This is a genomic window from Mucilaginibacter sp. OAE612 (assembly GCF_041806395.1).
Classification (GTDB): Bacteria; Bacteroidota; Bacteroidia; order Sphingobacteriales; family Sphingobacteriaceae; genus Mucilaginibacter; species Mucilaginibacter rubeus.
Genome location: NZ_JBGMUW010000001.1, coordinates 1,708,363 through 1,723,248, shown reverse-complemented (window position 1 = coordinate 1,723,248; position 14,886 = coordinate 1,708,363). Strand labels below are relative to the sequence as shown.

At 41.4% G+C, this 14,886-nt stretch carries 10 protein-coding genes; 5 read left to right on the top strand and 5 right to left on the bottom strand.

Annotated elements, in window-relative coordinates; translation table 11 throughout:
* The first annotated feature begins 1 nt into the window (after position 1).
* Positions 2-1,435: a SusD/RagB family nutrient-binding outer membrane lipoprotein gene (locus ABID99_RS07300; RefSeq protein ID WP_373613312.1), complete on the top strand. Its 1,434-nt coding sequence runs from the start codon at positions 2-4 to the stop codon at positions 1,433-1,435.
* A gap of 22 nt (positions 1,436-1,457) precedes the next feature.
* Positions 1,458-2,348: a BT_3987 domain-containing protein gene (locus tag ABID99_RS07295; RefSeq protein WP_373613311.1), complete on the top strand. Its 891-nt coding sequence runs from the start codon at positions 1,458-1,460 to the stop codon at positions 2,346-2,348.
* A gap of 243 nt (positions 2,349-2,591) precedes the next feature.
* Here the strand turns inward: ABID99_RS07295 and ABID99_RS07290 are convergent, their stop codons facing one another.
* Entirely contained in the window at positions 2,592-3,815 is a 1,224-nt protein-coding gene (locus tag ABID99_RS07290; protein ID WP_373613310.1) for a CehA/McbA family metallohydrolase, read from the bottom strand.
* Between the two features lie 221 nt (positions 3,816-4,036).
* Here ABID99_RS07290 and ABID99_RS07285 point away from each other — a divergent pair, with 221 nt between their 5' ends.
* Both ABID99_RS07285 and ABID99_RS07280 read left to right on the top strand, forming a co-directional pair.
* Positions 4,037-4,972, top strand: a complete 936-nt coding sequence (locus ABID99_RS07285; RefSeq protein ID WP_373613309.1) for a DUF5996 family protein — start codon at positions 4,037-4,039, stop codon at positions 4,970-4,972.
* Between the two features lie 124 nt (positions 4,973-5,096).
* Complete coding sequence (locus ABID99_RS07280; protein WP_354483939.1) at positions 5,097-5,345, top strand: hypothetical protein; 249 nt, start codon at positions 5,097-5,099, stop codon at positions 5,343-5,345.
* Here ABID99_RS07280 and ABID99_RS07275 read toward each other — a convergent pair whose 3' ends face one another.
* The 4 genes from ABID99_RS07275 to ABID99_RS07260 form a co-directional block, all read right to left on the bottom strand.
* Positions 5,346-5,900, bottom strand: a complete 555-nt coding sequence (locus tag ABID99_RS07275) for a hypothetical protein (protein ID WP_373613308.1) — start codon at positions 5,898-5,900, stop codon at positions 5,346-5,348.
* A gap of 320 nt (positions 5,901-6,220) precedes the next feature.
* Positions 6,221-6,592 carry a VOC family protein gene (locus tag ABID99_RS07270; protein WP_373613307.1) on the bottom strand — a complete coding sequence of 124 codons (372 nt, stop codon included), beginning with the start codon at positions 6,590-6,592 and terminating at the stop codon, positions 6,221-6,223.
* 122 nt (positions 6,593-6,714) lie between these two features.
* Positions 6,715-9,279 (bottom strand): c-type cytochrome, encoded by a 2,565-nt coding sequence (locus ABID99_RS07265; RefSeq protein ID WP_373613306.1) that lies wholly within the window; start codon positions 9,277-9,279, stop codon positions 6,715-6,717.
* A gap of 163 nt (positions 9,280-9,442) precedes the next feature.
* Positions 9,443-10,300 carry a DUF1080 domain-containing protein gene (locus ABID99_RS07260; protein ID WP_373613305.1) on the bottom strand — a complete coding sequence of 286 codons (858 nt, stop codon included), beginning with the start codon at positions 10,298-10,300 and terminating at the stop codon, positions 9,443-9,445.
* 348 nt (positions 10,301-10,648) lie between these two features.
* Here ABID99_RS07260 and ABID99_RS07255 point away from each other — a divergent pair, with 348 nt between their 5' ends.
* Positions 10,649-14,734 (top strand): two-component regulator propeller domain-containing protein, encoded by a 4,086-nt coding sequence (locus ABID99_RS07255; RefSeq protein ID WP_373613304.1) that lies wholly within the window; start codon positions 10,649-10,651, stop codon positions 14,732-14,734.
* The last annotated feature ends 152 nt before the right edge of the window (positions 14,735-14,886 follow it).

Here is a 14,886-nt window from a genome sequence, read left to right as displayed (position 1 = left end):
AATGAAAAAGATATATTTATATACCATATCAAGCGCGCTTATTTTCTTAGGTGCCGGCTGTAATAAAATTAAAGACTTCGGTGATGTTAATAACAACCCCGGAGCAACAGTAACACCAATTCCATCGGCTCTATTATCGGCTGTGGAAGCAGGACTTGGGGGGTACGCCTCCACCGGAACAGAAGCCATCAGCGGCGGTCAATATGCACAGTATTTTACCGAAACGCAATATTCTGGTACCTCTCTTTATAATTTACCACAAAACTCATTTACCGGCAACTATGGAGGTAACTTAAATAACCTGCAGATCATTGTTAGGTTAAACCCTAATAAAAACATGGTAAACGTAGCTAAGATCCTTCAGCAATACATCTTTTGGGTTGTTACTGATTCATGGGGAGATGTACCTTACAGTGAAGCATTACAGGGTTCAGCGAACATATTGCCCAAATATGATACCCAAGAGGATATTTACAAAGGCATGCTCACCACTTTAACAACTGCTATAAACTCGTTTGATTCATCACCTATATCAGGCGACTTGATCTATGGTGGCGATGTAGCCTCATGGAAAAGAATGGCAAATTCACTCAAATTACTCATTGCCGTTCAGATGTCGAAAGTTTCAAGTGTAGCAAGTTTAGCTTCAGCGGCCGCGAAAGAGGCCGTTGCATCGGGAGTTATAATCGATAAAGATCAAAACTTCGTAATTAAATATCCGGGAAGTTCATACAAAAGTCCTTGGTGGAACCTGTATAACGGCAGAAAAGATTTTGCTGAATCAAAAACACTAACTGATTACACAGCAAGTACAAACGATGCCCGTCAGGCCGCGTTTGGAGGCGAAAGCGAACAACCAGGTAATCTTAATACATCAAGTGTTGGAGTACCTTATGGTTTAGCACGCTTAGCGGTAACCGCATTTACCGATGCTAACCCAAAATGGGCGCGTGTATTGCGTGGTGACTTCAGGCTTGAAACCGGAACCGTTGTATTGATCAGCGCAGCTGAAACGTGGTTAGCAAGAGCTGAAGCAGCTAATTTAGGCTGGGTCAGTGAAAGCGTTAGCGACGATTTCCACAAGGGTTTAACCGAATCGTTTGCGCAGTGGGGCGTTGGTAGTGTTCCTGAATCTTTCGAAAGTCAGTTTAAGATAACAGCTGGTCCGAGCATCGACAATATCAAAAACCTGTCAATTCAACGTTGGGTGGCAAGTTATCCTGATGGCCATATGGCTTGGAATATATGGCGAAAATCAGACTATCCGAAACTTACTCCTGCCCCTGATGCAACAAACGCTTCCAAGCAAATTGTTCGCCGATTCGTGTATTCTACAACTGAATACAGTACAAACAGTGCAAGTGTAAACGCCGCGGTAGCAAGATTATCAGGAGGTGACACTCAGGATTCACGTGTTTGGTGGGACGTTAAATAATTAATTAAAATTAACACACAAGATGAAAAAGAACATTTCAAAATATTTACTTCTTGCCTGTATCGCATCTGCAATCGTTTTTTCAGGCTGCCGGAAAGAAACTGTTGCCGACAAGGTTACAGGGCAGGCTATGGACAATGGCAAGTCGTTCATCGGATTCCCTGACGGACTTGAACAATCCCACTTCTTTGATCCGTTTACCAACATTAAGACCGTTGATGTATTTTCGATCAAACGCGATGCAAAAAGCACGGCGGATTTGCAAAAAGATCAAACTGTGGTTTTGAAATCAATCCCCGATGCAATCACTAAATACAACGATGATAATGGCACCGAGTATGAGTTACTGCCAACAAGTCTGTATACAATAAGCAGCACCAAAGTTACTGCCGGAACTTCAGGAAACCTTAATGCTAAATTTGCTCCCGGGGATTTCCAGAACTATTTCACTATCAAATTGGATGGAAGTAAGTTTGATCTGACCAAAAAATATGCGCTTGCTTATATAATCAGTGACGCTGCCGGTTTAACCGTACATGCTGAAAGCAAAGACACTTTATATGCTTTCTTTGCTATTAAGAACAAGTATGACGGGGAATACCACTCAACCGGAATCTTCCACCATCCTGTAAACGGCGACCGCGCAATAGACAGGGATAAAACCCTTACTACAGCTGGTGCTACAGCCGTAAGCACAGAAATTGGTGATATCGGCGGATCAATGACCCTGACCGTAAATGAAGCTACAAATGAGGTAACTGTTTCTGGTAATGTTAGTGCAACCCAACCGTTATTACCTGTTGCCGGAAAGAAAAGTACTTACGACCCTGCCACTAAAAGCTTTATATTGAATTACAGATATCCAGCCGGTACGGGCGACCGTGTTGTTGAAGAAACTATCAAACACAAATAATAAAAAATCAAAAAAGAGCCGTTTTGCATTGCATAATGCGGCTCTTTTTATATCCTGTTACATCACATAATTGATGACATACTGACCTTATTAAACTAAACAAATCCGTATTGAATTGGGGTTTTAATAATTATTATAAAACACCAACACTTTTAACTGCAGCTTCGTTCTTTTAGTTAATAGTTACAACAAGAAACCGTACACAGTAAGCTCGTGTACGGTTTTCCCTATTATATTCGGTTGTCAGAAATTCGGATCAAAATTAAAACAGATCGGGTTTGACAATCCTACCATATTACCGCTCAGTGCTGCTGATTGCGGCACCTGAGGGTAAGGCGTAGACGGCCCTTCAACCGTAACCCGGTAATAAGTACGGCCGGCTATTGCCGGTGTATCGGTAAATTCAATCATGGGCATTTTTCCTTCCATTTTAAAAGCACCAAACGGGTTGCCGTTTTTTACCACATTGATAGTGTAGGTAGTATCCTTTATACTGTTCCCGGTTAACTGAACTTTAAATTTAACCGGCTTACCTGTTGCCTTCACATTATCACCCATCATCATATCCATTTTATCGTCGCCATTTAAATCAGCATAAAACTCAACACGGGGAGCATATGGGTTTGAACTTATAGATACCCGTCCGTTGGTTAAGGCGTCAATAACAGCTTGCTTAGTACGTGCAGTTGCAAATACCCAGGTAGTAGGCGTTCCTGCATAATTGGCTTTAGCCTGGTAAGTATTAGGGCCCGGTTTTTCATCCCCTACAGGCACGCCGTGATGTGCATCGCTCCCTCCCCTGCCGGTTAGCTTTCGGCCCGATGACAGCATATCATCCCAGATCATGATCGCATTGGCATTTTTTGACCAGATGGCCGAATTCCATACTTCAATAGAATTAACCATATCATACGAATACCCAAAATGATCTTTACCGCTGGGATGGTTTGCCGACAGGTGAATACCAAGTTTATTTTTTATGCGCCCCACCACAGTATCGCGCTGATCGCGCACGTCAAATAACTGTTGATGATCATAAGGCCTGGCCGAAAAGGCGTTGCCATGGCCTCGGGTAGTTGTCCATTCGGCAGCGTAAAGCAGCAATACCGAGTCTGATTTAAACTCCGGATCAGCCCAGGTATTGTGAGCTACGTCGCCTTCTACATGATTATCGTGATCGGTAATAGCCAGGAAATCGATCCCTACTAACCTGCAAAAAGTGATGATCTTGCTGATTGAATTATTTGACGACTCCTTGCTATGCCTGGAGTGCATATGCAGCTCGCCTTTAAGCCAGACACCCTGACTGAGACTGGCCGGCGGCGGCAGTGTGCCCAGCGGTTTGGGAGCCCAGGGGTTTACATGGGCCGATTGCCCCAATGCCGAACCGCTGATGCAGCCCGCAACCATAATTATTAAACCGGTTTTAATTAACAGTCCAATGTTCCTGTTAGTGCTTAGTACCATAAGTAATTTTGTCGATCTTTTTATTTTGTAATACTTTCGGCAGCCAACTTAGCCCACTCATGTTAGCTCACCGTTAACAGGAACAAATGATATAAAAATGTGACAGTGAAGCAAAAATTGAGGTGTCCGCTTTAATTTTTATTTGACTGAAAATTAAAGCTAACATCCCGCAAAACATTTGTAATTTAGGATTAAGCGATTTAACTCAACAAATTACACCTATGAGCAACCCGACAACAACACGCTGGCCCAGGCTCGATTACCATGATCTTAAAGATACCCTTGCAAGTGTTCATATGTGGACTCAAATCATTGGTAAGGTAAGACTAAAGCAAATGCCCTGGATCAATCATTCATGGCAGGTAACCCTTTATGTAAGTTCAACCGGTCTAACTACCGGAAGTATGCCATTTGAGGGCGGCGTTTTCCAGATAGATCTTGATTTTATCAGTCATACCCTGAATATATCCACCAGTACCGGAGAAAAACGATCGTTTGGGCTCGGTACCGGAAGCGTGTCCGCCTTTTACAGTTCTCTGATGGATAACATTGCTTCAGTTAATGCAGGCGTAGAAATATATGCAGTGCCGAATGAAGTGGAGCCGGCTATTCCTTTTGCCAAAAATCATACGCCATGTAACTATAATGCTTCCATTATGCATGATTACTGGCAGGCGCTGGTAAGGATCCATAATGTTTTCACAGAGTTCAGGGCCGGGTTTCAAGGAAAAAATAGCCCGGTACATTTCTTTTGGGGAGGATTTGACCTAGCGGTCACCCGCTTTTCGGGCAGGCCTGCACCAAAACACCAGGGCAGCGTTCCCAATATGCCCGCGATAGTAATGCAGGAAGCCTATTCGCAGGAAGTAAGCTCATGCGGCTTTTGGCCAGGCTCAGATGCCTTCCCTCATCCCGTTTTTTACGCATATTGCTACCCCACTCCCGAAGATTTTGCCAAACAGCAGGTATCGCCTCCCGAAGCATTTTACAGCGGGGAAATGGGTGAGTTTTTATTGACCTACGAAGTTGTTTCCCGATCGGCCGACCCGGAACGGACTTTGCTTCAATTTTTGCAATCCACGTATGACGCCGCGGCTAAAACGGGTAATTGGGATAAAGATCTGCAATGTGATTTGTCGGCATTAAAGAACGCATGAGATAAACATTGAGAGGACTCTTTCGACAGACCCTGAGGAAGCTGTTCTAAGAACCTGGAAATACATTTCAATTTGCTATTATGCAAATTATAAGTTAACTTTATTTAGCAATAATTATTTGATTATGAGCCAATTTCCAGATCCTGACGAAACCCCAACCCCTGAAGAAGACAGTGGAAATATCCCTGATATATGGGATATCAAAACATCGGGCAAGGGCCGTGTGGGCAGATCAGACATTAACCTGGATGAGGCCATGCCTTGTGCCGAAGACAGCGAGCCTTATTTGGAAGGGGATATAGGTACACCCGGTTTATGGGATGATAACGACCTGTCATCGTCTGATCAGGCGGATTATCTGGGATCGGAATAGTCAGGAAGCTATAGTTGCAATAGCAAAAACTATCCCCATAACTATGGGCGAAAAAAATATTGCCCGTAAACAAAGTACGTAAATATTCCATCTATAATCGTTTTTCTTTGTGTTTTGCTCAATCCGTTCCTGGTAATTGATGATCTCAACTTTGTAAAACCTCAGGATCCTTTCATCATCAGCAATATCCTTATGGAAAAATGCCTTATCAAAGTATATTTTGGGGCTTGTACCTGGCAAAAGATATTCGCTTGGGGTTAAACCTTGCAGTACAAACATTAAACCTACTATCAAAAAATAAAAGATCCCTACAATTGCTGTAAATAACAAACTATCCAAGTGAGGTGTATCCTTCCATTTTCCGATAGCATAAGCCACAAGACCAATTAAAACACCTGAAACCAGGGTTAATAATCCGTTTGATCGTTCATAAATACCCTTTGCCGTTTCTATGGTGTAGTTATATGATTTTTCGGCCTGTTCAAATATGAACTTTGCATCTTCCAGGGTCAATTTATTGAGCCATTCCTTTTTTTCCTGCCAGAAGTTTTCCATATGGATACTTTTAACCTAATTTAAACTAAATCTGGCGTAATTCATACAAAATCAAGCAAATAGATATTAAAACATCCACTTAAAGCTTATTAAGTGCCGGCAGAGTAATGATCAAGCTACGAGATTAATTAAGCAGGTTTAAGAGGCAAAGGATATTTTTATCCTTTGCAAAAGGTGTACAGATACTGAGCGGACTTTCATTGATGTTTAAGCGTTACGCGCCGTTTCGGCCTTGATATTATCCTCGATCAGTTGGAAGTTCACCATGAAATCGGTTGGGAAATAAAAAGGCATTAATGCCTGCAATGGAGCTATAAGAACTAAAGTTTATTAAAAAATTCACCAAAATGCCAGAGGATTCCGGAAGGGTCATGTAAAAAACATTCCCTACCCCATTGCTCTACACGGATTGGGGTTAATCTTACTCCGGCATATTTTGCAGGCAGATCAAGACCCAGCAACTCGTTCCAGTAGCGGGCAACATCATCAACTTCCAGAAACAACATGGTGTTATCTATCCAATCTTTAACATATGCGTTTTGAAGATAAAATGCCAGCTGACCTGTCTTGAACACCGACATATTAGGATCCAACACAACCTCCTCAAAACCCAGGTCACGATAAAAACTGCGAGAGGTTTCAAAATCTTTTGCACCGATGAACGGCCTGAGTGATATAGCTTTGTGTTGCATATTTGTGGCTTTAGATTTCGACCTGCAATCTACGTAAACATAACGCAGATTGCAGGTTAATTAGATACCAAGATACTTCATGGCCGTTGATTTTCAAATAACTAATTAATTCGCTTTTAATGTCAATTTTTTTGCTGAGATAGAAAAGTAACCAGTGAGGCAAATTCATCATATGATAATGCATTGGCAAGCCCTACAGGCATCATAGATGTTTTCAGTTCCTTCCTGGTAATCACATCGCTGGATTTAATGGTAAATACATCTCCGGTAATGTTTCTCATCACTATTTTTTGGGCAGACTCATCTGTAATAAATCCCATATAATTTTTATTTCCTTTAGCTGTGATCATCACCGTGGCAAATCCCTGCGAAATAGAAGCGCTGGGTTTTAGGATGGATTCGGCAATTTGCTGGCGGTTCATAATAGATCCTATCTGCCCCATAAACGGGCCTTTTAATTTTTCGCCACGGGTAAGGCTATGGCAGGCTACACAACCTTGCTGCGTAAAGAGTGCCTTTCCTTTCTTTGGATCTCCTTTAACTTTGGCTAACATCAACATCACATCTTCAATAGATGAATTACCGATCTGCCCTTTTTTGTTCAGGATCTTTGACAAATCTACTTTAACCTCTTTTGTTGGAACACTTTTTTCTTCACCGCCAAAAGCTGTAATTCCCATTTGGTGGCGCTCATTCAGGTCGGCATAAAATTGTTTGCCCGCAGCGCCTGCTTTGCTTCGTTCAAGCGTCAGGAACTTCTCGATACGAGCCGAGCCTTCCCAGGTTATACCTTTGTAAATTGGGCCATGTGAATCGGGCCGGGTTCCCCACCACCAGGATGCATCATAAGGAGCTTCCTGCTTATAAAGGCGTGCCAGGGTTACCAATATTTGTTTCTTTGTTTTTACATCTTTGATTTTAGGGTAAGCAGCAATCAAACCATTTACCGCTTTAGTATCGTACATATACCGCAATGCCCATAATGCTAATGTTGAATTGGTAGTTCCAATTGCACCAACGCACGCATCAACCGCATTTATGCTTACAAGTGCCCTCACAGCCAGGTGGGGCAGTATTATGGCCGAATTTGGCGTGGCGTGCGGTCCTTCGGTATTTTTAGCAGGCGCTGCAAAACTTGCAGGAACTTGTGTTTTAAGTAATTCAGAAGCTGCCTCTAAACGGCCAAGACGACCCAAACCTATAATTGCCGCAGCCTTCACGCGCGGAGACGGATCTTTCAGCCCGTTCAAAAAGGGAGCTATTGGCACTTGTGCTATTCCTTCTTTCCTGTCTGTTAAGGCTCGTAATGCAAATTCCCTCAAAGCATTATCCTCCGTAAGTTGTACAAGGTTAGCTATTCCGCTCTCCCGGGCAATTTGTCCGTAAGTAAAAAGAGCAGCCACCCGTGCATATAAAGCAACACTTGCATCTGATGCTACGGCAAAAGCTGCCTTGCTGCTTTCGTCAGCCGGTCTTGTAATAAGTTCCTGTGAAGCATTTAATCTCGCCACTGCGCTTTCTGATTTTAACATATTGGCCAAATCAGCTACGGCCAGCGCTTTAACATCAGGAAATGCTTTATAGTTCCATCCATTAGGTATAGCCCTGATAACATAGCCCTTTGATGCACTGCCCGAATATCCCGCGCCATCCCAGGCTGAAAGATAAAGCCGCCCCGAACCATCAACATCCAGGTCAGTGATCTGAGGTAGTTCAATAAACGGTTCCTCAGTTTGTTTAAAACTGGCACCATCTGGTTTTATCCTATTAATATAAAGTTCGCTCCGTCCCCAGTCTGCCGTCATAGGTACATGGTTATATTTTTCGGGCCAGGTAGGTTCATCCATAAACAGCGAACCTGTGCCTGAACCGCCGCCCAAATCAACCAGGGCGGGCAGAATCTCATCTGTAAAATGCTGAAATAATAAGGGGTAACCATATTCTCCCGATTGAATATGATGCGAAAAACGGATGTTCCAGCCGCCGCCATCATTGGTATTGTCTCGGGTAAATACATTCATGTACGGATCTATGGCAACATCATAAATATTGCGGGTACCATGAGTATAAACCTCCATTTCTTTGCCATTAGGCCTTACCCTTATAATGCCGCCGCCAAGCATGGTCAGTTTTTTACCATCGCGGTCGGTAGCATCATGAAAGCCGAAATCGCCAACAGCTATGTAGATCCATCCATCAATCCCCATACGGATGCCATTAGTAGCATGGTCTGTTCCGCGTTCAACCAGCATGTGAGCATTACTCAGGTGCTCGACGAGTGGTTTTGGCGGCCCGTCGGCTATGCCATCATGATCTTTATCTTCAAAAACTTCAAGGATCATACCGGTCGCCTTAAGAGTTTCTTTTGAAAAAACTGTATGGAGCACAAAAACCTGGTCGCCCATGATGAGTATACCGCGCGGGTCATCAACATCAGCAAAATCTGTATGCTTATCTAATTTACCATCATTATCGCTATCGATAAGTTTAATTATCCGCCCTTTCCCGGGATCTTTACCCAGCGAACCAATCATATCAACGCCAACAAACACCTCGCCTGTGGCAGCCACAGCTAAACAAGCCGGACTTGGTGTAAGCTCAGGTCCGGCAAACCTGGTGATTGTAAAGCCGGCTGGCCAATGGAGCGAATCGCTCTTAGAATGACTTTGTCCTCGTATTGAAGCCAAAGTATTTGATTTAGTGGGTCCCGCTTCGTTACTGTGGATATTTGCAAAATATTTGAACGTCAAAATGAAAGAGAAACAGAGGAATAGGGTTAAGGAAAACTTTAACATTGTTATTTTTTAATTATACAGGTAAAAGGCAGTCAAATTAGTCTTTTTATTTTATTTATTGTTTAGGAATCCGTTTCTCAGCGGTCAACTGCTTAATTACGTCGGCTAATTTCTGAGGATCATGCGCGTATTTTTCAAGATTAACAATTTCAACTTTCCTAAACTCAACTGGATGGCTTTCGCTTTGCAGGGAAATTGTACCGCTTTTTAACAACGCACCTTCCTCTGCGCTGCCAACGGGATCTAATTGCGGACGCTGATAACGTAACACTTCTTCTCCGTTTACATAATGTACCACCAGCGAATCGCCCAAAACAAGGGCCTCCACCCTAACCCACTGATCGCCATGAAAGGTTTCCGATTTTGAATCCAGGCAATGACTTTTAACTACCGAGTTATTTAAAACGTACTGTGTACCAGGGGTGCACACGTTCGCCGTCGGCCGTTTATCTTTACCATTACCGCCCAATAACTGAACCTCAATGGATATTGGAAAATCCTGGTCTACCTTCATTGTTTTAGGATCCTGCCCGTGTATCATAATTCCGCTGTTGCGGAACGCCCATCCGGGGCCGCCTTTTACCTGGTTACCTGTGAAACGATACTCTACCCCTATCAGGTAATAAGAAAAAGGCTTTTTGTAAAACAAGTGCCCAAACTGGTCATCAAATTTTTCATATTGATCATAACTTACCTGGATCTTATGATCAACAACCCTGAAGGTGTTACCAAAATTTTCATTTAATTGATGTTTCCTGATTTTAACAGTCCAATCCGTTAAATCCTTTCCGTTAAAAAGCTGTTCCCACTTAACTTTCAATTTTGGATCCGGGCGTTTAAACGCCAGCAATATGGGCAGGCTTATTAAAAATAAAACATTCAATATTGAAAAAGTGAGTCCACGCTTTATCATGACATATTTTTTTATTATCTAACTATTAGTTTATTGCCCGAAAAATAAAAAAGCAGATTGCTATATAGGTTTAACCGGCTGCTGATCAAAAATGCAATAATAGAATTAGAAAAAAAGGGGGTAAAGCCCTAAATTTAAGGGGGTAAAATAAATTGCATGTAAAAATCAAGATACAGAAACCTATCTGGTAGTATAGAAGCAATTAGCTTATAGACATATACTCAAAACAGCACCCTGAACACTACCCCTGCCCTTGCTTTGTAACATTATCACATGGATTAAAAAACAAGACACTTTTGTAAATCATTTTGATATTTTTACTTACCAGTTATTAACTAATAATTTATAATGCATAGTAGGATAAATAACATCTTAAATCCGAAAATATACTTTAGTTTCCTGTTCCTTTTCGTTTACCTAAATGTTTTTGGTTTCACAGCCGGGCAGCCCGTGCGGTATCTTGGTATCGAAAACGGACTATCTAATAATGCGGTTACCTCTCTCTACCAGGATCAATATGGTTTTATGTGGATGGGTACTTATGATGGCTTAAACCGGTATGACAGTGATGAATTTAAAGTCTACAGAAACGAGTGGAACAACAACAAATCCCTCCCATACAATCATATAAGCGCCTTAAATGGTGTTGGTAACAAAATATTGATAGGCACACAACGCGGGCTTGTTTTTTATAATTACCCCAACTCTTATTTCTATCCGGAATATTTCCGGGAGCACAACAGCGGGCACCGGTTAAAAATAGCTTCAAATATCAATGTTATTGTAACCGGTAAGGACAGTAGCATATATATAGGATCCGATGAGCTGGGATTATTGAGATATGATAAAACCAGGAAACTTTACCTGCAAACGGGCCTTACCAACCAATATGATTATAGCGTAAAAGCATTATGCCTCACCCGGGCAGGGGTTTGGGTATTTGTAAAAAACCGCGGACTGGGTTTATACGATCCAAAATCTGATCGTATAAATATCATCAATACTCAACTTTACAGTGCCAGTTGCCTGCTTTCAGATAAAGCGGGTAACCTTTGGATAGGCACCGAAAACGGCTTGTTTATATTTAACAGTAAAACACTAGCTATCAAGAGGTTTAACCAGGCTATTGATAAACTTACAAGCGATAACATATCCAATTTAACTCTCGACGAAAAAGGTAATATCTGGATAGCTACCGACGGTGGCGGCATCAATATTTTAAATACAGATAGCGGCAAACTCACTTTTATTACCAATGGTAACAAAGCAGGTTCATTGCGCAGCGGGGCTGTTACCGCGGTTTATCATGACAGGGAATCAAGAAAATGGATAGCAACCCTGCGCGGCGGGGTTAGTGTCGTAGACAACTTTAAAAAGCCGTTCGCACTTTTTAACAATGATCCCTTCAATAAAAACAGCGTGATCAACAATTTTATCCTTTCATTTTGTGAAGATGAAAAGCATAACCTATGGATAGGCACAGATGGCGGCGGGCTTTCTTACTGGGACATAAAAAATAATTTATACACCGGTTATACTCATGCATCAACCGGTGGGGGCCTGAGTACCGATTTTATCGTGAGCATACTTAAAACCTTCGATAATAAAATATGGGTGGCTTCTTTCAACGGTGGTATTGACCAGTTTAGCAAAGCTACCGGCAAATTCAAGCATTACAACTGCTATAATACATTAACTCAAACAACCGATAGAAACCTATGGAAACTTTTTGAAGATTCCAGGCACCATTTATGGGCAGGTACTACCAGGGGCGGCCCATTGTATCTTTATAACCGAAAAAATGACCGCTTTGAACTATTTGATGAAAACCTCGTTAACATACATGCTATATTTGAAGACAGTAATGGAAACTTGTGGGCAGGCAATTACACCCGGCTCATTAAAATAGATACCGTTAAGAAGGCTCATCATTTTTTTAATGTGGGTTATGGCATCAGAACCATAGCGGCTGATAATTCAAATCATTTATGGGTTGGAACTGAGGGTGGTGGATTGCTAAAATTCAACCTTCCTGATATGGTCCGTGTGAGGTATACCAAGGCCAATGGTTTGCCGGGTAATTCCATCCTTAATATCCTTATCGACAATAAAGAAAACCTATGGTGCAGTACTTACAATGGTTTAAGCAGGTTTTCCCCGGCAAAAAATAAGTTTACAAATTATATTGTTTCTGACGGTTTGCAAAGCCTCCAATTTAATTACAACGCGGCTATCCGGCTTCAATCGGGCAATATGGCCTTTGGAGGGATTAATGGATTTAACATTTTTAATCCCGACAGCATACAGGTAGCAGACCATAGGCCCGATCTTCGCATTACCGGCTTGAAAATTGACAATTCAGAAACCGATGGCTCCAGCGAATTGCTCAAAAATCAATCTGTAGCGGATCTTAAAACAATCCGGCTTAATTATGAACAGGCTGCGCTTACCGTTCATTACACGGCGCTCGAATATTCGTTTCCGGATAAAATTGAATACGCTTATTATCTTGAGGGATGGGACCATGGGTGGAACTATGTGGGCAAGGCCAAATCTGCATATTACACTCATTTAAATGAAGGCAATTACAGGCTAAGGATCAAAGCTACAGACACCCGGGGAAACTGGATGCCGAAACAGATCAGTGTTAAAGTTATTGTGTTTCCGCCATGGTACAGAACGTTGTGGGCCTACGGGGTATACCTGGTTATTATCTTTGGGATAATATACCTTTATTTCTTATATCGGGTAAAGCAGGCAAAGCTTAAATTTGAAATTAACCTGGCTAACTTAAAGGTTGAAAAGGAAAAAGAACTGAATGAAAAGAAGCTCGCTTTTTTTACCAATGTTTCGCACGAGTTCAGAACGCCGCTTACGCTGATCATTAATCCTATCAAAGATCTGCTGGACAAAAATAAAAGCCATTCGGACGAGCTAAATACGGTATATAGGAATGCCCGGCGCTTATTAGGATTGGTAGATCACCTACTGCTGTTTCGCAAAACTGAAAGCGAAAACGCGCAGTTAAATATAAGTGAGATAAATTTTGTGCGGGTATGCGAAGAGGTATTTTCCTGCTTTGCACATCAGGCTAAAATCAAAAACCTGAATTTTAATATTGAAACAACCAGCAGGAATATTACGGTATTTGCCGATGTCGAAAAAATAGAGATTTCATTGTTTAACCTTATTTCGAACGCCGTTAAGTTTACACCAGATCACGGCACCATCAAGATTTTTGTAGAAGAAGATGACACACATGTTTACTTTAAAATAACAGATAATGGCATTGGCATCAATACCGAAACCGGCGATAAACTGTTTGATAAATTCTACCAGGTAAAGGATAATAATTACTTTAAAAAGGGTTTCGGTATCGGTTTGTACCTGGTTAAAGTATTTATTGATTGCCATAAGGGCACAATAAACTATTTAAATAATAAAAATGGCGGAACAACCTTTACCTTAAAGCTATCAAAAGGAATAGAACACTTTTCGGCAGAGGAGATAAATATTGTAACAGCTCCTGACTATAATTTTGTAAATGACCTTATAGATCATGGCAGTAAAGATCTGATTGAAGAAAATACTGAATTGCACAAGCTTGAACTGTTTAGCCAGGAAAAGCATACCCTCGTTGTTATTGACGATAATGAACAGATAAGGACATATATCAAAAAAATATTTTTTGCCGACTATTTAGTTCTTGAAGCAAAAGATGGAGCAACCGGTCTTGAGCTGATTAAAAAATACATACCAGATCTGATCATCAGCGATATCCTAATGGACGGAATAAACGGGTTGGATTTATGTAAAATGATTATGGATGATGCGGCCATAAAGCACATCCCGGTTATTTTGCTCACCGGCGATACCACACCCGATATTATGGTTAAAAGCCTTGAACAAGGTGCAATAGACTTTTTGCGAAAACCATTTGATAAAGAATTGCTCACAGCAAGGGTTAAAAGTGTATTGAGGAATAAAACAAAACTTCAGCAATATTTTTATAAGGAGGTTACGAAGGAAAACATAGCCATTAATATTTCGCGGGAAAATAAAGACCTGCTCAACAACTGTATTGCTGTTATTGAGCAAAATTTCAACAGCGACAATTTTGATGTTTATGCCCTTGCAGATGCAGTCGGCATTAGTTATCCAACATTATTTAAAAGGATCAAAAGCACTACCGGTCAGTCTATCAACAACTTTATCAGGTTTGTTCGCCTGCGTAAAGCCGCCGAGCTCCTGATCCAAACCAATTGTAATATCAATGAGGCGGCAATACAGGTAGGTATCAGCGATATCAAATATTTCAGGGAACAATTTCACAAACAATTCGGCGTCAATCCATCAGAATTTATCAGAAAACACCGGGCAAATTTCCAGGTCTCCTATCGCTTAAACGAGTTTGAAAAACCTCCCGTAAATTAAATATCAATGGTGCAAAGTTCGGAAAGAGAAACATCAGGCCGTCTTAAAAACAGCTGAACAGCCTGAATACAATTTTCTCTCCCCTTTAATTTATAGTTTTGTCCCTCCTTTATACTTTAAACTATGCCTTATTTTGTTTCGGACGAAATCAA

What these genes read in the sequence shown, in the direction of transcription:
- ABID99_RS07275 (WP_373613308.1), bottom strand. Translation starts at nt 5,900, where the DNA reads ATGGAAAACTTCTGGCAGGAAAAAAAGGAATGGCTCAATAAATTGACC.
- ABID99_RS07285 (WP_373613309.1), top strand. Translation starts at nt 4,037, where the DNA reads ATGAGCAACCCGACAACAACACGCTGGCCCAGGCTCGATTACCATGAT.
- ABID99_RS07270 (WP_373613307.1), bottom strand. Translation starts at nt 6,592, where the DNA reads ATGCAACACAAAGCTATATCACTCAGGCCGTTCATCGGTGCAAAAGAT.
- ABID99_RS07260 (WP_373613305.1), bottom strand. Translation starts at nt 10,300, where the DNA reads ATGATAAAGCGTGGACTCACTTTTTCAATATTGAATGTTTTATTTTTA.
- ABID99_RS07255 (WP_373613304.1), top strand. Translation starts at nt 10,649, where the DNA reads ATGCATAGTAGGATAAATAACATCTTAAATCCGAAAATATACTTTAGT.
- ABID99_RS07280 (WP_354483939.1), top strand. Translation starts at nt 5,097, where the DNA reads ATGAGCCAATTTCCAGATCCTGACGAAACCCCAACCCCTGAAGAAGAC.
- ABID99_RS07290 (WP_373613310.1), bottom strand. Translation starts at nt 3,815, where the DNA reads ATGGTACTAAGCACTAACAGGAACATTGGACTGTTAATTAAAACCGGT.
- ABID99_RS07300 (WP_373613312.1), top strand. Translation starts at nt 2, where the DNA reads ATGAAAAAGATATATTTATATACCATATCAAGCGCGCTTATTTTCTTA.
- ABID99_RS07295 (WP_373613311.1), top strand. Translation starts at nt 1,458, where the DNA reads ATGAAAAAGAACATTTCAAAATATTTACTTCTTGCCTGTATCGCATCT.